Origin of the sequence: Pseudomonas abieticivorans, from assembly GCF_023509015.1 — a bacterium.
In the GTDB taxonomy this organism is placed as follows: Bacteria; Pseudomonadota; Gammaproteobacteria; order Pseudomonadales; family Pseudomonadaceae; genus Aquipseudomonas; species Aquipseudomonas abieticivorans.
On record NZ_CP094975.1, the window covers coordinates 930,337 to 950,685 of the forward strand.

The 20,349-nt window shown below is 60.1% G+C and carries 17 protein-coding genes; 7 read left to right on the forward strand and 10 right to left on the reverse strand.

Annotated features, from left to right (window positions below; genetic code table 11):
- Positions 1 to 93 precede the first annotated feature (93 nt).
- The 7 genes from L9B60_RS04020 to L9B60_RS04045 form a co-directional block, all read right to left on the reverse strand.
- Entirely contained in the window at positions 94 to 891 is a 798-nt protein-coding gene (locus tag L9B60_RS04020) for a hypothetical protein (protein WP_249676526.1), read from the reverse strand.
- Between the two features lie 3 nt (positions 892 to 894).
- On the reverse strand, positions 895 to 1,734 hold the full coding sequence (locus L9B60_RS04025) for a hypothetical protein (protein WP_249676528.1): 840 nt from the start codon (positions 1,732 to 1,734) through the stop codon (positions 895 to 897).
- Between the two features lie 8 nt (positions 1,735 to 1,742).
- Complete coding sequence (locus L9B60_RS04030) at positions 1,743 to 3,152, reverse strand: HlyD family type I secretion periplasmic adaptor subunit (protein ID WP_249676529.1); 1,410 nt, start codon at positions 3,150 to 3,152, stop codon at positions 1,743 to 1,745.
- The gene (locus tag L9B60_RS04035; RefSeq protein WP_249676531.1) at positions 3,149 to 5,302 is read right to left on the reverse strand and encodes a type I secretion system permease/ATPase; all 2,154 of its coding nucleotides are present in this window, start codon (positions 5,300 to 5,302) and stop codon (positions 3,149 to 3,151) included. Before L9B60_RS04035 ends, L9B60_RS04030 begins: the two co-directional genes overlap by 4 nt.
- Positions 5,303 to 5,537: 235 nt before the next feature.
- Complete coding sequence (gene ccoM / locus L9B60_RS30450) at positions 5,538 to 5,654, reverse strand: cytochrome c oxidase subunit CcoM (protein ID WP_283780562.1); 117 nt, start codon at positions 5,652 to 5,654, stop codon at positions 5,538 to 5,540.
- Positions 5,655 to 5,772: 118 nt separating this feature from the next.
- The gene (locus L9B60_RS04040; RefSeq protein WP_249676533.1) at positions 5,773 to 5,934 is read right to left on the reverse strand and encodes a hypothetical protein; all 162 of its coding nucleotides are present in this window, start codon (positions 5,932 to 5,934) and stop codon (positions 5,773 to 5,775) included.
- Positions 5,935 to 6,001: 67 nt separating this feature from the next.
- The gene (locus L9B60_RS04045; protein ID WP_249676535.1) at positions 6,002 to 6,343 is read right to left on the reverse strand and encodes an aspartate-semialdehyde dehydrogenase; all 342 of its coding nucleotides are present in this window, start codon (positions 6,341 to 6,343) and stop codon (positions 6,002 to 6,004) included.
- A 480-nt stretch (positions 6,344 to 6,823) separates the two neighbouring features.
- Here L9B60_RS04045 and rapA point away from each other — a divergent pair, with 480 nt between their 5' ends.
- The gene (rapA, locus tag L9B60_RS04050) at positions 6,824 to 9,670 is read left to right on the forward strand and encodes an RNA polymerase-associated protein RapA (protein ID WP_249676537.1); all 2,847 of its coding nucleotides are present in this window, start codon (positions 6,824 to 6,826) and stop codon (positions 9,668 to 9,670) included.
- Between the two features lie 67 nt (positions 9,671 to 9,737).
- On the opposite strand, the gene L9B60_RS04055 is transcribed toward rapA, so the two are convergent.
- Entirely contained in the window at positions 9,738 to 11,084 is a 1,347-nt protein-coding gene (locus L9B60_RS04055) for a spinster family MFS transporter (protein WP_249676538.1), read from the reverse strand.
- A gap of 256 nt (positions 11,085 to 11,340) precedes the next feature.
- Here L9B60_RS04055 and L9B60_RS04060 point away from each other — a divergent pair, with 256 nt between their 5' ends.
- Positions 11,341 to 13,620, forward strand: coding sequence for a putative bifunctional diguanylate cyclase/phosphodiesterase (locus L9B60_RS04060; RefSeq protein WP_249676541.1), 2,280 nt, complete (start codon positions 11,341 to 11,343; stop codon positions 13,618 to 13,620).
- On the opposite strand, the gene L9B60_RS04065 is transcribed toward L9B60_RS04060, so the two are convergent.
- On the reverse strand, positions 13,520 to 14,407 hold the full coding sequence (locus L9B60_RS04065) for an NAD(P)-dependent oxidoreductase (protein WP_249676544.1): 888 nt from the start codon (positions 14,405 to 14,407) through the stop codon (positions 13,520 to 13,522). The genes L9B60_RS04060 and L9B60_RS04065 overlap by 101 nt on opposite strands.
- A gap of 207 nt (positions 14,408 to 14,614) precedes the next feature.
- A complete protein-coding gene (locus tag L9B60_RS04070; protein WP_438866124.1) occupies positions 14,615 to 14,920 on the reverse strand; it encodes a DUF2288 domain-containing protein in 306 nt (101 codons plus the stop codon).
- A 374-nt stretch (positions 14,921 to 15,294) separates the two neighbouring features.
- On the opposite strand from L9B60_RS04070, the gene L9B60_RS04075 reads away from it, so the two are divergent.
- The 5 genes from L9B60_RS04075 to L9B60_RS04095 all read left to right on the forward strand — a co-directional run bounded on the left by L9B60_RS04075 (position 15,295) and on the right by L9B60_RS04095 (position 20,284).
- A complete protein-coding gene (locus L9B60_RS04075; RefSeq protein ID WP_249676548.1) occupies positions 15,295 to 16,413 on the forward strand; it encodes a branched-chain amino acid ABC transporter substrate-binding protein in 1,119 nt (372 codons plus the stop codon).
- 228 nt (positions 16,414 to 16,641) lie between these two features.
- Entirely contained in the window at positions 16,642 to 17,565 is a 924-nt protein-coding gene (livH, locus tag L9B60_RS04080) for a high-affinity branched-chain amino acid ABC transporter permease LivH (RefSeq protein ID WP_249676551.1), read from the forward strand.
- Positions 17,562 to 18,818 carry a high-affinity branched-chain amino acid ABC transporter permease LivM gene (locus L9B60_RS04085; protein ID WP_249676555.1) on the forward strand — a complete coding sequence of 419 codons (1,257 nt, stop codon included), beginning with the start codon at positions 17,562 to 17,564 and terminating at the stop codon, positions 18,816 to 18,818. The genes livH and L9B60_RS04085 overlap by 4 nt, the downstream gene beginning before the upstream one ends.
- Positions 18,815 to 19,582 (forward strand): high-affinity branched-chain amino acid ABC transporter ATP-binding protein LivG, encoded by a 768-nt coding sequence (livG, locus tag L9B60_RS04090; RefSeq protein WP_249676560.1) that lies wholly within the window; start codon positions 18,815 to 18,817, stop codon positions 19,580 to 19,582. Before L9B60_RS04085 ends, livG begins: the two co-directional genes overlap by 4 nt.
- Complete coding sequence (locus tag L9B60_RS04095) at positions 19,583 to 20,284, forward strand: ABC transporter ATP-binding protein (protein ID WP_249676563.1); 702 nt, start codon at positions 19,583 to 19,585, stop codon at positions 20,282 to 20,284.
- Positions 20,285 to 20,349: the final 65 nt, after the last annotated feature.

Sequence of the window (20,349 nt, forward strand, 5' to 3'; positions counted from 1 at the left end):
CTGGCGCAGTTTCCAGCGGAGTCGTATCAAAACACGCAGGGATTTTTTGCACGTTCGCCTGCGCAAATGCTTCGGGCTGCCGCTTGCTCAATGTCAACTTTCATCATTGACTCCTTGTGTCTTTATATGAACAGCCAAGTGCCTTTTCGAGCGTTGCCACAGCGACAACCAATCATGCAGTTGGGTTAATCGTAAATCGAGCGTTACAGAAACCCCCAGCTCGACAACAACGTATTTGGCTTGACATTCCGAGGGGAAATTCGGCCAAGATTTGCACACAACAACAAATTCAACCGTGCCACTACCATCCCACCAATAAACACTGTCTATCTGAGAACCAAAGCTCTTTAGCTGCGAAACCTTCAACCCTAGCGGATGTTCATTCACCTGAATATCGAGACCCGCTTCACGTGTATTCTCGTAATAACGATCCATCAGGTATTGCATATTCAAATGCGGACCATCATCAGGACGAAAAGTAAATTCGAGCCGCTCCCCCTTTTTAAAACTATGCGGATCCGTTGTCGACGGCCTGAACCCCGGCCATGACGCGATCAACGGCAAATTAAGTAAATTAGCATCACAGCCGGTCTTATTATGGATCGCTCCCGGCTCCAACCAACTTTTCCCTTCAAAATCCGCCCACATATAAATATAACGACGGCTCAACTCAACCACCTGCCCGCCGAGCTTCCCACACAATGATTTATTCAACGACTTCAATCGACCGATCACTTCGAGTTCGGTCCTTTCTTTAGCGCTGTGGTAGTCGGTAGCCAAACTCATGAATCCTGAAAACGCCCGCACTCCATGGAACGTCATTAAGGTAACGAACAGCCAAAATGACCACACCCCCACAAACCACACCACTCGAATCGTCAACCAGCTCATCCGTCAACCTCCTGGCAGGGAAGTCAGCGGCGGGTCCGTATCAAAGCGCGCCGGAATTTTTTTCAGGTTTGCATACACGAACGCTTCGGACTGTCGCTTGATCGCCTGCCAGGCTGAAACGTTGGAAGGCAAAAACTTCAAACGGACAAAGGTTTCCAAGTGCTCAATTACATAGAAGGCCTCGCACAGAAAATACGGTCCCTCCCACGTGCTGCCGAGGCAACGCATCACAAAGTTCACTTGGCCTTGGTCTTCGGACCAGTACAAGGCATCGGTCTCTTTTTTAAACAACAGGTTTGCAATGGCGACGGTGTGCAACCCCAATGTTGAATCAAATGCCAACTTGCCTCGCACATGGCTTGCCTTTGGCCCTTGATACAGGTCTCGCAGATAACTCAGATCTTGCCCCGCCTTGTAATAGGGTTCCAACACCACACTCAATCGATCATCCGTCACATGGCTCAAGTAGGCACCCTCCCCTTCAGGTTGCAGGCCTGGCCAGGACATCACCAACGGCAGGGACACAACGTTGGCGTCACAGCCGGTTTTGTTGTCACCGAAGTCTTTTTCCCAGGCACGTTTGCCTTCGTACTCCACCCAGGACTGCATGTAGTTCAAGTCAACTTCAAATACATGCCCACCCAAGCGCCCGCACACGGTGGTGGGAATGGGCCTCAACTTCCCTTGACGTTCCAGTTCGACGCGCTCTTGCGGCGTGTAGCGGCCGAAATACCATTTGGCAATCAGGTCCATGACTTCAGTGCCATGAAATGCGATCAGCAGCATTAACAGGCACACCAACCATCGAGCGGCGAATGCGATAAAATCAATAACAGGCTGCATAGTGGCTCCTACCTTTCCCTTAAACCCTCATCCACATAAGCCTTCAACGGGCTCAGGAAATAACTGATCACCGTGCGCCGATCGGTAATAATTTCCGCCCTGACCGCCATGCCCGGTGATAACGGCAAATCCCGTGAACCCACGCGAATGTGACTTTCGCCCAACTTCAACCGCGCGCTATACACCAGGCCCAGGCGCTCATCTTCAATCGCATCGTTTGAAACGCTGGTGACAGTGGCCGCTATCACCCCGTACTTGGTGAAAGTGAAGGTCTCGACTTTGACCTCCACAGGCTGCCCCGCGCGCACGAAGCCGATGTCCTTGTTCTCCAGCAACACTTCGACTTCCAAAGGCTGGTCACGCGGAACAATGACCATTAACGATTGGGCTGGCGTGACCACGCCGCCTGGGGTATGGATGGCCAGTTGTTGCACGGTGCCGTCGACCGGTGCGCTGAGTTTTCGCAGACGGTGGCGTTGCTCGGCCTTGAGCAGTTCCTGGGCAAGGGAGGCGGCTTTCTGATCGGCATCGTTGTGCAGGTCGAGCATGGCCTTGCGGGTTTGCGCTTTAACGCTTTGGTAGCGATGCCCTGCGGCTTTCTTGATGGCTTGCAGTTCTTGTACGCGCAACTCTTGAGTGGTCAGTTCACGCTCTTGGCCCAGCCTGGCCTGCTCTTTTTCGAGGTAGGCGTGTTTGGCGACAAAGGCTTTTTCCAGCAGTATTTTGTAATCTGCAGCCAATTGCCGGGCGATGGGCAGCGTCAGGCGCAGTGACGCCACGCTGGCGCGCGCCGAACGAACTTCGGCGGTGTTCTTATCGATCTCTGCCGCCACTTGGTCCAGCGCACTGCGGTACTCCGTGTATTGGCCATCGAGCCAGCGCTGCGCGCCGTCGCGCTCGCTGGCGTTGAGTTGGGCCGATATCCGTGGCGGGGCATCGGTTTCGATGGCCTCCAGCAGCGCTTTCGCGCGGGCGCTATCCACCTGAGCGGCGAGCAATTGGCTGCGCAGGCGCGACACTTCGGCTGCAGTGATGTGCGAGTGCAGCTCGACCAGCAGGTCGCCAGCCTTGACTGCCTGACCGTCCTGAACATGAATGGCTTTGACCACCGCCACTTCGTTAGGCTGTATGAGCTTGGACTTGCCACTGGGCACCACCTTGCCGCGGGCGGTCGCCACCACATCGACCTCGCCAATGCAGGCCCACAGCAACCCGACCGCCGCAAAGCTCATTAACCCCCACACGGTGTAACGCGGCGCGGGGTGAACAGGTTGCTCCTGCAAGGCCAGTGCAGCGGGCAGGAACTGCACTTCGTGGCGCAAGCGCTCAGGCGTATCCAGCGCCTTGCGGCGTTGCCAGGCCACGCGCCACGCCGCTTGATAACGCCGTAACAATTCGAGCGTTTGCGCGGCGATCATTGCGAGTCCCCACGTTGCAAGCGGTGTAACTGCGCGTAGTGGCCACCCTCGATGTGGACCAACTGGGCATGCGGCCCTTGCTCGACGATCTGGCCACGGTCCATGACCACGATCCGGTCCGCCTCACGGACCGCCGACAACCGGTGGGCGATGACGATGACAGTGCGCCCCCGGCAAATCCCTTGCATGTTGTGCTGCACGATCCGTTCGGACTCATAGTCCAGGGCGCTGGTCGCCTCATCGAAGATCAGGATGCGAGGGTTACCCATCAGCGCCCGGGCGATGGCGATGCGCTGGCGTTGCCCACCCGACAGCGAGGCGCCGTGCTCCCCAACCAAGGTGTCGTAGCCTTGGGGCAGTTCGAGGATGAACTCATGAGCCCCGGCCATTTTCGCCGCCAACATGATCAGTTCCAGCGACGTACCGGGGTCACTCAAGGCGATGTTCTGGCGAACACTGCGCTGGAACAGCACGTTGTCTTGCAGCACCACACCGATCTGACGGCGCAGCGACGAGACATCGGCAAGCGCAAGGTCTGTCCCGTCCACCAATACGCGACCCTGCTCGGGGGCATAGAGGCGCTGGATCAACCGCGTCAGCGTGCTTTTTCCGGAGCCTGAGCGGCCGACGACCCCAATGAATTCACCGGCATGGATCTTCAGGCTGACGCCGCGCAACACCTCGCTGCCGTCGGCTCGGTAGCGAAACCTGACCTGATCGAATTCAACTTGCCCGGCAAGCAGCGGCAATGGGCTTCGATCAGCTTGGGCTGCCTCCGTGCGGGTATTGAGGATGTCCCCCAACCGCTGCACTGAAACACCGGTTTGCTGAAAGTGCGTCCACAATTGCGCCAGGCGCATGATGGGTTGGGAAACCCGCCCGGCCAGCATGTTGAAGGCGATCAATTGCCCGACCGTCAGCGCCCCTTCGATGACCAGGCGCGCCCCCAGCCACAAGGTGGCGACCGTGACCAGCTTGCCAACCAGGCCGACGCATTCGTTGGCCATGGCCGACAGGTTCTGCGTGCGGAACGTGGCCGCGACATAGGCGGCCAACTGGTTGTTCCAGGTACGGATGATGTGCGGCTCGACGGCCATCGCTTTCAACGTGTCGATACCATTCACGGTCTCGACCAGAAACGCCTGGTTTTCGGCGCCCCGGTTGAAGCTCTCGTTCAAGCGCGCTCGCAATACCGGCGTCACTAAAAACGAAATCAGAAAATACAGCGGTAGTGAGAGCACCACCAACAACGTCAGCCAACCGCTGTACAGGCACATGACCGCGATGAACACCACGCAGAACAGGACATCCAGCACCACAGTGATACTGTTGCCGGTCAGAAAGCTGCGGATATTTTCCAGCTCCCTGACTCTGGCGACGCAATCCCCCACCCTTCGTGCCTGGAAATAAGCCAGGGGCAGGGTCACCAAGTGCGAGAATAGCCGGGCACCCAATTCCACATCTATACGGCTGGCCGTATGCGCGAAGATATAGGTACGCAGCCCGCTCAACACCGATTCAAACAGCAAAATGACCAGCAAACCGGCAGCCACCACATCCAGGGTCGTCAGGCCGCGATGCACCAACACCTTGTCCATCACCACTTGGAAGAACAGTGGCGTCAACAATGCGAATATCTGCAGTACAAACGAGACCAGCAAGATTTCAGCCAGCAACTTGCGGTACTTCACGATAGCCGGGATAAACCAGGTAAAGTCAAACCGCGACAGCTCGCCGCCCAAAGAAGACTCAGACTGTAGAAGTAGTAGTTCACCGTCCCAGGCCTGCTCCAACTGCGCGAGGGTCAATATCTCTTGGCGGTTGGCGAGGGGGTCATGAATAAGGACTTGGCCGTCGTCCACGCGACCTATGACGAAAAACCCACCGCCAGGCCGTGAAGCAATGGCAGGCAGCGGTGTTTTGCCCAAGCGGTGGAGGGCGCATTTGGCTGAGCGGGCTTTCAAACCCAGCGACCTGGCCGCCAGTATTAGTTGCGCAAGGCCGAGCAGCTGCCCCTGTTGCCCATAGTGATGGGCTATTTGATCGGCTGATGCCGCAATATTATGAAACCGCGCTAGCAGTACCAGGCAAACAATACCCGTATCGACAACTCCGGCCTCTTCGTTTGATCTAGCATCGTCATCCACCATCGTCCACACCCCCGTCATTTCAAGGTGTAAATTAGGGGTAACAATCGAACCTGAATATCTCCCTACTTCCTATACCAGCGAAGGAAACTTCCGATAAATTTAAAGGCGCTGTAGGAAATTTTATTCAGACAGATGGATGAACGATCGCGCGCTATTCAATAACGGTTAATTTTAAGCAAAAAAAAGGCGACCGAAGTCGCCCAAAATGCCTTGCGTGCTCTTTTCCCCAAAGCCCTCAGCGTGGCTTGCGCCGCTGCGAGTCTTTCCAGATAAACCAACCGATACCGGCGAAAAACATCAACATCAGGAAAACGGTGATGACGCCCGCGATGACTACCGTGTCGAGAAACATGACCGCCTCCCCTGTGTGCTCTGCAATGGAGCCAAGGTAACGCGAGTAAGTCGGGGAAACATTGACCGAGGTCAATAAGGCCCGAGACAGGGCCTGGAAGGAGGGTAAAAAAACGCAATCAGCGCTTCTTGGGTTTGCCTTTGCCCTTTTTCTTGCCTTTGCCCAGCGGCATGGCCTGCTCGAACGCCTGGCGCACTTCGTTCAGGCGCTTATCGTTAAGGTCATGGATGCGCTTGGCGCGTTCGGCGGAGAAATCGATCAGCTTGTCGTCTTGGCTCATGGTCGCTACGTCTTGGGCTGTGCAAGTTTGCATCATGCCGCCTGGCGCGTCGCAAGGCCAGCCTCGGTCACACTTGGATATCAACCCACAGGCCTTGGCGCGGTTCGTCGTCGATCAGCGGCGCGACGGGCACGGTGTTGTCGGCGTTGAGCTCATGGCCTGGCACCGGCTGGTGATGCTCGGGGTCGTTGTCGGCCTCTTCGCGGTCGCGGCGCTTGCGCGACTGGCGCTCGTGCTCTTCGCGCAGCAACTGGGCAGCCTGTTCCCGGTCACGCTGGCGCAGGTCGATGTCGTTGTCGCTTTGCGTCGGCTGCGCGGGCGCCACCGGCGGGATGTCCGGGCGCGGGCGCACGGGGTCGAGCTGGGAGGTCACGGGCACTGCACTTAAAGGGAGGATCGGCGGCAGCATGGGGTAGGTCTCCTGTCGCCAGTCTGTCGGCTGCGTTGGGGGCGACTTGAACGCCCGGTGGCAAATGTATCGACCACGTCACATAAACAAAGTGCCCGGGGCCTTGCAGGCGCGCGTTCACCGCGAATGTGTGCCGTGCTGTGCCTGATTCAACGCGGCGATCGTTTCGCGGATAAATCCGCTCCTACCGGCATACCCATCACCCCGCAGGAGCGGACATCCGCGAAAGCCGCACCGCAGAGCATCAGACACACCGCGCCGCTTTCTTCGCGGATAAATCCGCTCCTACTGGCATACCCATCACCCCGTAGGAGCGGATTCATCCGCGAAAGCCATACTGCAGAGCGTCAGACACACCGTGCCGCTTTCTTCGCGGATAAATCCGCTCCTACTATTATGTATCTGGGTGACGAGAGTCTTTGGCCCTGCGCGCCCAATCCGTTAACATAGTCGGCTTTTTCAAGGCGGGAGTCAGGCAGCATGGCGCAGCAGTATCAACCGGGGCAACGCTGGATCAGTGACAGCGAAGCCGAGCTAGGCCTGGGCACCGTTCTGGCACAGGACGGCCGCTTGCTGACCGTGCTCTATCCGGCCACGGGCGAAACCCGCCAATACGCCCTGCGCAACGCACCGTTGACCCGCGTACGGTTTTCGCCGGGCGACCAGATCACCCATTTCGAAGGCTGGAAGCTCACCGTCCAGCAAGTCGAGGACGTTGACGGCCTGCTGGTTTACCACGGCCTGAACGCTCAGAACCAGGCGTGCACCCTGCCTGAGACGCAACTGTCGAACTTCATCCAGTTCCGCCTGGCCAGCGACCGTTTGTTCGCCGGCCAGATCGACCCGCTGGCCTGGTTCTCGCTGCGTTACAACACCCTGGAACACACCAGCAGGCAGTTGCAGTCCACCCTGTGGGGCCTGGGTGGCGTGCGCGCCCAACCCATCGCGCACCAGTTGCACATCGCCCGTGAAGTCGCCGACCGGATCGCCCCACGCGTACTGCTGGCCGACGAAGTGGGCCTGGGTAAAACCATCGAGGCCGGCTTGGTGATCCACCGCCAACTGCTGACCGGCCGCGCCAGCCGCGTGCTGATCCTGGTACCGGAAAACCTGCAGCACCAGTGGCTGGTGGAAATGCGCCGGCGCTTCAACCTTGAAGTCTCGCTGTTCGACGCCGAACGCTTTATCGAAAGCGACGCCAGCAACCCCTTCGAAGACGCGCAACTGGCGCTGGTTTCGCTGGAGTGGCTGACCTACGACGAAAAAGCACAGGACGCATTGTTCGCCGCCGGCTGGGACCTGCTGGTGGTCGACGAGGCGCACCACCTGGTGTGGCACGAAGAAAAGGCCAGCCCGCAGTACTCGCTGGTGGAGCAACTGGCCGAAGTGATCCCCGGCGTGCTGCTGCTGACCGCGACCCCCGAGCAACTGGGCCAGGACAGCCACTTCGCGCGCCTGCGCCTGCTGGACCCCAACCGTTTCCACGACCTGCAGGCCTTTCGCGCCGAGAGCGAGAACTACCGCCCGGTGGCCGAAGCCGTGCAGGAGCTGCTGGACCAGGGCCGCCTGTCGCCCAAGGCCCACGCCACCATCCACGGTTTCCTGGGTGCCGAAGGCGAAGCCCTGCTGGCCGCCGTCAACGATGGCGACACTCAAGCCAGCGCGCGGCTGATCCGCGAGTTGCTGGACCGCCACGGCACCGGCCGCGTGCTGTTCCGTAACACCCGCGCCGCCGTGCAAGGGTTCCCGGAGCGCAAGCTGCACCCCTACCCGCTGCCGTGCCCCGACCAATACATGGAGTTGCCGCTGGGCGACCACGCCGAACTGTACCCGGAAGTCAGCTTCCAGGCTCAGGGCGACACCAGCGAAGAAGAACGCTGGTGGCGTTTCGACCCGCGCGTTGAGTGGCTGATCGACACGCTGAAGATGCTCAAGCGCACCAAGGTGCTGGTCATCTGCGCCCACGCAGAAACCGCCATGGACCTGGAAGACGCCCTGCGCGTGCGCTCCGGCATCCCGGCCACGGTGTTCCACGAAGGCATGAGCATCCTGGAGCGCGACCGCGCGGCGGCGTACTTTGCCGACGAAGAATTTGGCGCCCAGGTACTGATCTGTTCGGAAATCGGCAGTGAAGGTCGTAACTTCCAGTTCTCGCACCACCTGGTGCTGTTCGACCTGCCGTCACACCCCGACCTGCTGGAACAGCGCATCGGCCGCCTGGACCGTATCGGCCAGAAGCACATCATCGAACTGCACGTACCGTACCTGCAGAACAGCCCGCAAGAGCGCCTGTTCCAGTGGTACCACCAGGCGTTGAATGCGTTCCTCAACACCTGCCCGACCGGCAACGCCCTGCAGCATCAGTTTGGCCCACGCCTGCTGCCGCTGCTGGAAAGCGGCGACGACGGCGAGTGGCAAACCCTGGTGGACGAGGCCCGCGCCGAGCGCGAAACCCTGGAAGCTGACCTGCACAGCGGCCGCGACCGCTTGCTGGAGCTCAATTCCGGCGGCGAAGGCGAAGGCAAGGCGCTAGTCGAGGCCATCGAAGAGCAGGACGACCAGTTCGCCCTGCCGATCTACATGGAAACCCTGTTCGACGCCTTCGGCATCGACAGCGAAGACCATTCCGAGAACGCGCTGATCCTCAAGCCGAGCGAGAAGATGCTCGACGCCAGTTTCCCGCTGGGCGACGACGAAGGCGTGACCATCACCTACGACCGCCACCAGGCGCTGTCTCGCGAAGACATGCAGTTCATCACCTGGGAACACCCGATGGTGCAGGGCGGCATGGACCTGGTGCTGTCCGGTTCCATGGGCAACACCGCCGTGGCGCTGATCAAGAACAAGGCGCTCAAACCCGGCACCGTGTTGCTTGAGCTGCTGTACGTGAGTGAAGTGGTGGCCCCGCGCTCGTTGCAACTGGGCCGCTACCTGCCACCGGCGGCGTTGCGCTGCCTGCTGGACACCAACGGCAACGACCTGTCGTCGCGGGTCAGCTTCGAAACCCTCAATGACCAGCTCGAAAGCGTGCCCAAGGCCAGTGCCAACAAGTTCATCCAGGCTCAACGCGACGTGCTCGCGCCGCGTATCAATGCCGGCGAAACCAAGGTGCTGCCGCGCCATGAGGAGCGCGTGGCCGAAGCCAAGCGCCGCCTGGCGGCAGAGACCGACGAAGAACTGGCGCGCCTGACCGCCCTGCAAGCGGTCAACCCGACCGTGCGCGACAGCGAACTGGACGCGTTGCGCAAGCAGCGTGAACAGGGCCTGGCGATGTTTGAAAAAGCCGCGCTGCGCCTGGAAGCGATTCGGGTGCTGGTAGCGGGCTAGCACCGAGTCGCCCCCGCCCCAGCCCTCTCCCAAAGGATGAGGGCTGGGGCGGGGGCAACCACGCTACCTAAGCGGGCACCGCCCCCACCGCTGGCACATCCAGCACGATCGACTCACGCATGCGCTGGGCATCCTTGCTATAGGTGCGCGCCGCCATGCCCAAAAAGCCCATGGTCAGCAACAACGCCACCGGTATCAGCAACAGCGCGTCATGCAGCCCCTCGGCCTTGAACACTTCACTCATCTGCGTGGCATTGGCCGCCAGCATCGCCGCATTGGCAAAGTGGTCCGACAGCAAGCCCGCGACCACCGGGCCCAGGCCACCCCCGAGCAAATACAAGCCGGCGAAATAGATCGCCATGGCCGTGGCGCGCATGCGTGGCTGCACCACATCCAGGATCGCCGTGTAGGCACAGGTGTAGAAGCTGTAGGTCAACAACCAGCCAAAGGCGAACACCCCGACAAACAGGCTGATGTCGATGCGCCCGGCCATCAGCGCGTAGCCGGTGGCAAAAGTGGCAACGAACATGCAGCCCATCGCCAGCAACAGCCGGCCGTTGGCACGGCGCTGATGCACCTTGTCGGTCAGCCAGCCGCCCAGGGTTAGCCCCACCAGCCCAGTGATCCCCACGATCAGCCCGGTGGTGGCCGCGGCGTGGTGCAAAGGCAACTGGAAATAGCGTTGCAACAGCGGCACCATGAACGAGTTGCAGGCGTAGGTGGCAAAGTTGAAGGCCAGGCCTGCCAGGGTCAGCCAGCAGAAAGTCGGGATGTGCAACAGTCGACGAATCGGCCGATCAATCGGCGCCTGGCTTACCTGCACCGCTTCTGCCGCACCGCGTTTGGGCTCACGGATACGGAACATCAGGATCGCCAGCAACAGGCCCGGCACGGCGGCAATAAAGAACGGTGCGCGCCAACTGCCAAACGCCTGCACGATGTAACCGGTGGTGAAGAACGCCATCACCAGCCCCAGGGGCAGGCCCAGCATGAAGATGCCCATGGCCCGACCGCGCTTGTTGGCCGGGAACAGATCACCGATCAGCGAGTTGGCCGCAGGTGCATAGCTGGCCTCGCCGATGCCGATGCCCATGCGTACCAGCAAGAACGTCCAGAAGCTACCCACCAGCCCATTCACCGCCGTCAGCGCGCTCCACGCCGTCAGGCCCCAGCCCATCATCTTGCGCCGCGAGCCGTTGTCAGCCATGCGCCCCAACGGAATGCCGGCCATCGCATACACCAAGGTGAACGCGGTACCGACCACGCCCAGTTGCAAGTCACTGAGGTGCCACTCCATGCGCAGCGGTTCAATGATGATGGCCGGGATGGTGCGGTCGTAGAAGTTGAACAGGTTGGCCAGGAACAACAGCAGCAATATGCGCCAGGCATTCGGCGCCTGTGTGGAGTTGGGCATCGGGTACGCTCTTATTGTAATTAGGGTGACCGCTTTTCAATCTAGGAGCCCGTTGCCCGATTGTCTGCCTCCATCAGCTACGCTGATATCCTCCAATCGAACAGAAACGCTGAAGCATTTATCACTTTTCGCTATGAGGTCGATTACGAAATGATTGGCAGCACATTGCCATTAGGTTTTGGGCCCCTCCTATACTGAATCCAACTTGCCGCCGTCTCCGACAGCGGTGCAGGAGGACTCACTATCGGGGCGCGCTATGGATTGGCTGGGTTTGCGTTTTCTTGGAGAGCTTCCAAGCAGCGGGCAAATTGTGCTCGACTGCACCCATAATCCGTTTCTGGTTCTGCTGGCTTACTGCGTCGCCTGCGCCGGCAGCTTCGCCACGCTGGACATGGCCGAACGCATCAGCCACGTCGAACAACCCAAATCCCAACGCCACTGGCGGCTGATCGGAGCCGGTTGCCTGGCCGTGGGCATCTGGGCCATGCACTTCATCAGCATGCTGGCTTTCGAAACACCGCTTGAAGTGCATTTCGAACTGCCGATCACCGTGGTCTCGCTGTTCATCGCCCTGATCGCCGGCCTGTTGATGATGAACACCCTGGGCCGTCCCAACTTGTCAGTGTGGTCGTTCAGCAAGGCGTCCATTGGCATCGGCAGTGGCATCGCCGCCATGCATTACGTCGGCATGGCGGCCCTGCAGTCCAGCGCTGTCAGCTATTACAACCCCAGGTTGTTTGCCTTGTCGGTGGCCGTTGCCATCGTTGCCAGTTCGGCGGTCATTGCACTGGCCCGCTACTTTCGCAAGGGCAGCGGCATGTTCCACCAATTGCTCAAGTACAGCGCCAGCCTGTTGATGGGCGCGGGTATCGTCAGCACCCACTTCATCGGCATGTGGGCCTTGGTGCTCGCGGTGCCCGCAGGCAGCCCGTTGCACGGCGCGACCACCGATAACAGCCTGCAACTGGGCTTGACCGTGGCCTTGATCACTTTGCTGATCATTGCCAGTTGCCTCAGCGCGGCGCTGGCCGACAAAAAGCTGCAAGGCAAGGAGCACGACCTGCGCCGGGTCAACGCCCTGCTCAGCCAGCTCGACCAGGCGCGCATGTCGCTGCAACAAGTGGCCCATTACGATGCGCTGACCAACCTGATCAACCGCCGCGGCTTCAATCAGCTGTTTGGTGAAAAGCTCACCCAGCAAACCCTGAGCAACGGCATGCTGGCGGTGATGTTCCTGGACATCGACCACTTCAAGCGCATCAACGACAGCCTCGGCCACGACGCTGGCGACGAACTGCTCAAGGTCATCGCCGGGCACATCAAGGGCGCCACCCGCAGCCACGAAGACGTGGTCGCGCGGTTTGGCGGCGACGAATTCTGCATCCTGATCAGCCTGAACAATCGCGAAGAGGCGCGGCAATTGGCCTTGCGCATCATGCAAAAAATGAAAGAACCCATCGACCTGGCCGGCCGGCGCATGGTGATGAGCACCAGCATCGGCATCAGCGTGTTCCCCGACGACGGCAATACCTGCGAGGAGCTGCTCAAGCACGCCGACCTTGCCCTTTATCAATCCAAGGGCGCCGGGCGCAACAGCCTGCATTTTTTCAGCTCCAACCTGAAAACCCGCGCCACCCTGGAGCTGCAACTGGAAGAAGAGTTGCGCAACGCCCTGCGCGACGACATAGGCCTGGAGCTGTTTTACCAACCCATCTACGACTTGCGCTCGGGTCAGGTGGCCAAGCTTGAAGCGCTGGTACGCTGGCGCCATCCAGAGCACGGCCTGCTGACCCCGGACCGCTTCATCAGCATTGCCGAGGCCAACGGGCTGATCGCCGAACTGGATGGCTGGGTCATGCGCCGTGCCTGCCATGACCTGAGCCGATTGTCCCATAACGGCTGCGAACAACTGAAGATCACCGTGAACTGCTCGGCCCTGAACCTGGGCCGTGACGAACTGGCCGATGAAGTCGCCCAGGCCCTGGCCGACGCAGGCGTCTCGCCACACCGGTTGGAACTGGAGGTCACCGAAAACGCGCTGATGGGCAACATCAACGCCACCATCACCCTGCTGAAAAAGATCCGCGCCCTGGGTGTGTCACTGTCGATCGACGACTTCGGCACCGGCTACTCATCCCTGGCCTACCTCAAGCGCCTGCCCTTGGACACCCTGAAGATCGACCGGTCGTTCATCCAGGACATCCCCCGCTCGACCCAAGACATGGAAATCGTCCAGGCAATCATCGTCATGGCCCACACCCTGCACTTGCAAGTAGTGACCGAAGGCGTGGAGACGATGCAACAGTACGAGTTTCTCTCGCGCTATGGTTGCGACTATGTGCAAGGCTACCTGCTCAGCCGCCCGGTGCCGTTGCAAGACCTGCGCATGGTACTGGACCAGTTGCGCGATCGGCGCCACGTGGGCGGCGGTGCAGTCATGCCTTTTCGCGATACAAATGAACCAGTGTCGCAGGATCTTTTTGCAGATAGCCCTGGCTACCATGCTGGCGCATCAATTGCGCGGCCAGTGCGCTGATCGGCGTCGCCGAGCCCGCCTGATGGGCCAGCTTGACCGCCCCGTCCAAGTCCTTGAGCAACGTGCGCACGTGCCATTTGACCGGCTCGAACTGGCTCGCGGCCATCTGAGGGGCCAAAAACTGCAACGGTTTGGAATCGGCAAAACCGCCGGCCAGGGCCTGTGCAATACGCCCGGCATCCACCCCCGATCGTTCGGCCAGCGCTACCACTTCAGCAATCACCAAGGCGTTGCAGGCCACGATCATCTGGTTGCAGGTCTTGGTTACTTGCCCCGCGCCCACCGCGCCCATGTGCGTCACGCGTTGGCCCAGCGCCAACAGGATCGGCTCGGCGCGCTGCACATCCGCAACGCTGCCGCCGGCCATGATCGCCAATGTGCCCGCTTCAGCCCCGCCTACGCCACCCGACACCGGCGCATCGACCCAGCGCATGCCACAGTCGGCGGCCAGTTGCGCAGCCATCTGGCGGGTGGCGCCGGCTTCGACACTGGAGCAATCGATCAGCAAACCGCCGGGCTGGCCGCCTTGGGCGATGCCGTGCGCGCCGAACACCACCTCGCGCACCACGCCCGTGTCGGCCAGGCACAACACCACCACCTCGCAGGCCTCGGCCAATTGCGCGGGGCTCTCGGCCAGGCGCGCGCCGGCGGCCTGCAATTGGGCGCATTTGTCCGGGTTGCGGTTCCACACGGTCAATGGGTAACCGGCCGCCAGCAGTCGTCGACACATGGGCAGGCCCATCAGGCCGATGCCGGCAAAACCCAATGAGGGAAGTATTGAAGTCATGCAGTTCTCCATGGGCACAGGCTTGCTGTTTTTATATGGGTGACCAATGTGAAAGGCCATGTCAGAAGTTTCACACATTCATATGGAAACCTCCCGCAATCAACCGAGAAATGTACATCGCGCCATTCAGAAAAATCACGCCAATGTAATCAAAAAAGGCCGCCCGAAAAGGCAGCCCTTGTAGTCGCACCAAAATAGAGCGATGCCTTATTGACCCGCCCTCTCCTGGATCACCACCCAAGGCGATATCACGACCGCCCATAGCTCGGGGCCACGCTCAAAAAAATCCAGCGCCTGCGTTTCAGACACCTTGGCGAGCAAACCTGCGTCCAGCCATTGCGCCACCTGGGCAGTGTCGTCCAGTGAAATACCCTCTGCCGCCGCGATCAAATCCAGCGCAGGGTCGACCCACAACAGGGCACCCCGGGCAAAAAACGGTTGCAGATCCTGCCATCCGATTACCGCGGTTTCGCCGAGCAGCTTGGCATAGAGAGTGCTAGGTTGATCAGTCATGGGTATCACCAGAAAAATAGTCGGCACCATGATAACGCCTGAATTTTTCTGGAAAAACCCGGTTTCAAATAAGTGATTGATAGATAAGTGCCGAAAAGCCAAGGATGACAACCTTCAACACAGGTTTGACCCGCCGTTATTCTGTAACTTTCTTTCAATAAAGCGACACTCCTGTGATTTGCCCTCCGGCGCCAGCTTTTCAAGCGATCAAGCGGCGCTCTACACTGTACCGGTACAGTTACCGGGGGCCGATCGGGGTGTTACTTCGTTCGCGCAGGCAGCCATGGATACACATGGGCACCTGTTTCGAAATGACCCGGTCCTGCAGCTTTCGCCGCAAGACTATAAAAAATACAACAGATGAGTGGAGCATTATGACTAAGCAGATTTCCAAGCTGTTTGCCGCATTGGTACTGGCGGGGGTTGCCAGCCATTCGTTCGCAGCCGATACCATCAAGATCGGTATCGCGGGCCCTAAAACCGGCCCGGTTGCTCAGTACGGCGACATGCAGTTCAGCGGCGCGCGGATGGCCATCGAGCAGATCAACGCCAAGGGCGGCGTTGATGGCAAGAAGCTTGAAGCCGTCGAATACGACGACGCCTGCGATCCAAAGCAAGCGGTTGCCGTGGCCAACAAAGTGGTCAACGACGGCGTTAAATTCGTGGTCGGCCACCTGTGCTCCAGCTCCACCCAGCCAGCGTCGGACATCTACGAAGACGAAGGCGTGATCATGATCACCCCGGCTGCCACCAGCCCGGAGATCACCGCCCGTGGCTACAAAATGGTGTTCCGCACCATCGGCCTGGACAGCGCCCAGGGCCCGGCGGCCGGCAACTACATTGCCGACCACGTGAAGCCTAAAATCGTTGCCGTGATCCACGACAAGCAGCAGTACGGCGAAGGCATCGCCACCGCAGTCAAGAAGACCCTGGAAGCCAAGAACGTGAAAGTGGCCGTGTTCGAAGGCATCAATGCCGGCGACAAGGACTTCTCTTCGCTGATCGCCAAACTCAAACAAGCCAATGTCGACTTCGTCTACTACGGCGGCTACCACCCTGAGCTGGGCCTGATCCTGCGCCAAGCCCAGGAAAAAGGCCTGAAAGCCAAGTTCATGGGCCCAGAGGGCGTGGGTAACGACTCCATCTCGCAAATCGCCAAGGAGGCCTCCGAAGGCCTGCTGGTAACCCTGCCCAAATCCTTCGACCAGGACCCGGCCAACGTTGCCCTGGCTGACGCGTTCAAAGCCAAGAAGGAAGACCCAAGCGGCCCGTTCGTGTTCCCGTCCTACTCCGCCGTTGAAGTGATTGCCGGTGGTATCGCCGCCGCCAAGAGCGAAGACCCGGCCAAAGTGGCTGCTGCCATCCACGCCGGTACCTTCAAGACCCCGACCGGCGACCTGAGCTTCGACGAGAAAGGCGACCTGAAAGCGTTCAAGTTCGTGGTTTACGAGTGGCACTTCGGCAAGCCAAAAACTGAAGCTTCGCCTCAGTAACGCCGCTTAGCCCTACAAAAAGCCCACTGCTTGCGCAGTGGGCTTTGTTTTACGAGTAAGGGGCCTGAATCCGCGATCCGGAGGCTGGCTCACCTAGAAATCTCTAAAACCGTCACCAGCGGTTCGCTGGCAAAAAACTCCACACCTCTCGGGCTGGCCCCAAGGTGCGTGAGCGGGAAAATGACTCCACCAGTGAAATGCGTATCAGGTTTTTAGGAGCGCGCAGTAATGCCTGACATCTATCACTTCTTCCAACAGCTGGTTAACGGCCTGACCGTTGGCAGCACGTATGCCTTGATCGCCATTGGCTACACAATGGTTTACGGCATCATTGGAATGATCAACTTCGCCCACGGCGAGGTGTACATGATCGGTTCGTACGTGGCGTTCATCGCCATCGCGGGCCTGGCCATGCTTGGCCTGGACAACGTACCGCTGTTGATGACCGCAGCCTTTCTGGCCAGCATCGTCGTCACCAGTGCCTATGGCTACAGCATCGAACGGATCGCCTACCGCCCCTTGCGCGGCAGCAACCGCTTGATCCCGCTGATCTCCGCCATCGGCATGTCGATTTTCCTGCAGAACACCGTTCTGCTGGCGCAAGACTCCAAGGACAAATCCATCCCCAACCTGATCCCCGGCAACCTCAGCTTCGGGCCAGGCGGGGCACAGGAAGTGCTGATTTCCTACATGCAGATCGTGGTGTTCGTGGTCACCCTGATCGCCATGTTCGGCCTGACGATGTTCATCTCCCGCTCTCGCCTGGGCCGCGCCTGCCGCGCCTGCGCCGAAGACATGAAGATGGCCAACCTGCTGGGCATCAACACCAACAACATCATCGCCCTGACGTTCGTGATCGGCGCGGCGCTGGCGGCCATCGCCGCGGTGTTGCTGAGCATGCAGTACGGCGTGATCAACCCCAACGCCGGTTTCCTGGTGGGCCTGAAAGCCTTCACCGCGGCGGTATTGGGCGGCATCGGCAGTATCCCGGGCGCGATGCTCGGTGGCCTGGTGCTGGGCGTGGCCGAAGCCTTTGGCGCCGATGTGTTCGGCGACCAATACAAGGACGTGGTGGCATTCGGGCTATTGGTTCTGGTGTTGTTGTTCCGGCCGACCGGCATTCTGGGCCGCCCGGAGGTTGAAAAAGTATGACTAGAAATATCAAATCGGCATTCTTCAGCGCCCTGCTCGTCTGGGCCGTGGCCTTTCCGGTGCTGGGCTTGAAGCTGAGCATCGTCGGCATCAACCTGGAAGTGCATCAGACCAGCGACGCCACGCTGATCACCATCGCCCTGTGCTCGGTGCTGATGTTCCTGCGGGTGCTGTTCAACCAGCAGATCAGCGCTGCCTGGAAAGCCTCGCCGCGCCTGCCGAGCATGCCGGCCAGCGCCAGCAACTTCCTGACCCTGCCCAAGACCCAGCGCTGGATCATCCTGGGGTTGATCGTGGTCGCGTTCATCTGGCCGTTCTACGGCTCGCGCGGCGCGGTCGACATCGCCACGCTGATCCTGATCTACGTGATGCTGGGCCTGGGCCTGAACATCGTGGTGGGCTTGGCTGGCCTGCTTGACCTGGGCTACGTGGGCTTCTACGCGGTGGGCGCCTACAGCTACGCGCTGCTGTCGCATTACTACGGCCTGAGCTTCTGGATCTGCCTGCCGATTGCCGGCTTGATGGCCGCCACGTTCGGCTTTTTGCTGGGCTTCCCGGTGCTGCGTTTACGCGGCGACTACCTGGCGATCGTGACCCTGGGCTTTGGCGAGATCATCCGCCTGTTCCTGCGCAACCTCACTGACCTGACCGGCGGCCCCAACGGCATCAGCAACATCCCCAAGCCGTCGCTGTTCGGCCTGAGCTTCGACCGCACCGCCGCCGATGGCGCGAAGACCTTCTACGAGTTCTTCGGCATGGCCTACAACCCGGTTGGCAAGGTGATCTTCCTGTACCTGGTCGCATTGATGCTGGCCCTGGTGGCGCTGTTCGTGATCGGCCGCCTGCTGCGCATGCCCATCGGGCGTGCCTGGGAAGCGCTGCGTGAAGACGAGATCGCCTGCCGCGCGCTGGGCTTGAACCCCACCATCATCAAACTCTCGGCCTTCACCCTGGGCGCCAGCTTCGCCGGTTTCGCCGGCAGCTTCTTCGCCGCGCGCCAAGGGCTGGTGACACCGGAGTCATTCACCTTCATCGAATCGGCGATCATCCTCGCCATCGTCGTGCTGGGTGGCATGGGCTCGCAGCTGGGCGTGATCCTGGCCGCGATCGTGATGATCCTGCTGCCGGAAATGATGCGTGAATTCAGCGAATACCGCATGTTGATGTTCGGCGCCATGATGGTGCTGATGATGATCTGGCGTCCGCAAGGCCTGCTTCCTATGCAACGGCCGCATATGGAGCTGCGAAAATGACCAAGAACATTCTTGAAGTATCTGGCCTGAGCATGCGCTTTGGCGGCCTGCTGGCCGTGAACGGCGTGGCCTTGACCGTGCAAGAAAAACAGGTCGTGGCGCTGATCGGCCCCAACGGCGCTGGCAAGACCACCGTGTTCAACTGCCTGACCGGCTTCTACAAGCCCACCGGCGGGAGCATCCTGCTGGACGGCCAGCCGATCCAGGGCCTGGCCGGCCATCAGATCGCCCGCAAAGGCGTGGTGCGCACCTTCCAGAACGTGCGGTTGTTCAAAGACATGACCGCCGTGGAAAACTTGCTGATCGCCCAGCACCGGCACCTGAACACCAACTTCCTGGCGGGGCTGTTCAAGACCCCGGCGTTTCGCAAAAGCGAGAAGGAGGCCATGGAGTTTGCCGAGTACTGGCTGGACAAGGTCAACCTCAAGGAATTCGCCAACCGCCCGGCCGGCACCTTGGCTTATGGCCAGCAGCGGCGCCTGGAAATCGCCCGCTGCATGATGACCCGCCCGCGGATCCTCATGCTCGACGAGCCGGCGGCCGGTTTGAACCCGCGCGAAACCGACGACCTGAAAGCCCTGATCGGCACCCTGCGTGAAGAGCACAACGTCACGGTGTTGCTGATCGAGCACGACATGAAACTGGTGATGAGCATCTCGGACCACATCGTGGTGATCAACCAGGGCACGCCGTTGGCCGATGGCACCCCGGAACAGATCCGCGACAACCCTGAAGTGATCAAAGCCTACCTGGGGGAAGCGTAAATGCTGCAGTTCGAAAACGTTTCCACGTTCTACGGCAAGATCCAGGCGCTGCACAGCGTCAACGTGGAAGTACGCCAAGGCGAGATCGTCACCCTGATCGGCGCCAACGGCGCAGGCAAGTCGACCCTGTTGATGACCCTGTGCGGTTCACCGCAAGCCCATTCGGGCAGCGTGCGCTACATGGGCGAAGAGCTAGTGGGCCTGGACTCGGCGCAGATCATGCGCAAGAGCATCGCCGTGGTACCTGAGGGGCGCCGGGTGTTCGCCCGCCTGACCGTCGAGGAGAACCTGGCCATGGGCGGGTTCTTCACCGACAAGGGTGACTACCAGGAACAGATGGACAAGGTGCTGCAGTTGTTTCCGCGCCTCAAGGAACGCTTCAGCCAGCGTGGTGGCACCATGTCGGGTGGCGAACAGCAGATGCTCGCCATCGGCCGTGCGCTGATGAGCAAGCCCAAGCTGCTGCTACTCGACGAACCCTCGTTGGGCCTGGCACCGATCATCATCCAGCAGATCTTCGACATCATCGAACAGTTGCGCCGCGACGGCGTGACCGTGTTCCTGGTGGAGCAGAACGCCAACCAGGCGCTGAAAATCGCCGACCGTGCGTATGTGTTGGAAAACGGTCGGGTGGTGATGCAAGGCACTGGGGAGGCGCTATTGACCGATCCTAAGGTGCGCGAGGCTTACCTGGGGGGTTGATCACGTCCCTTTCGCGGCTCAATCCTCTCCTACAAGTGTAGGTGCGGATTGAGCCGCGAACCCTC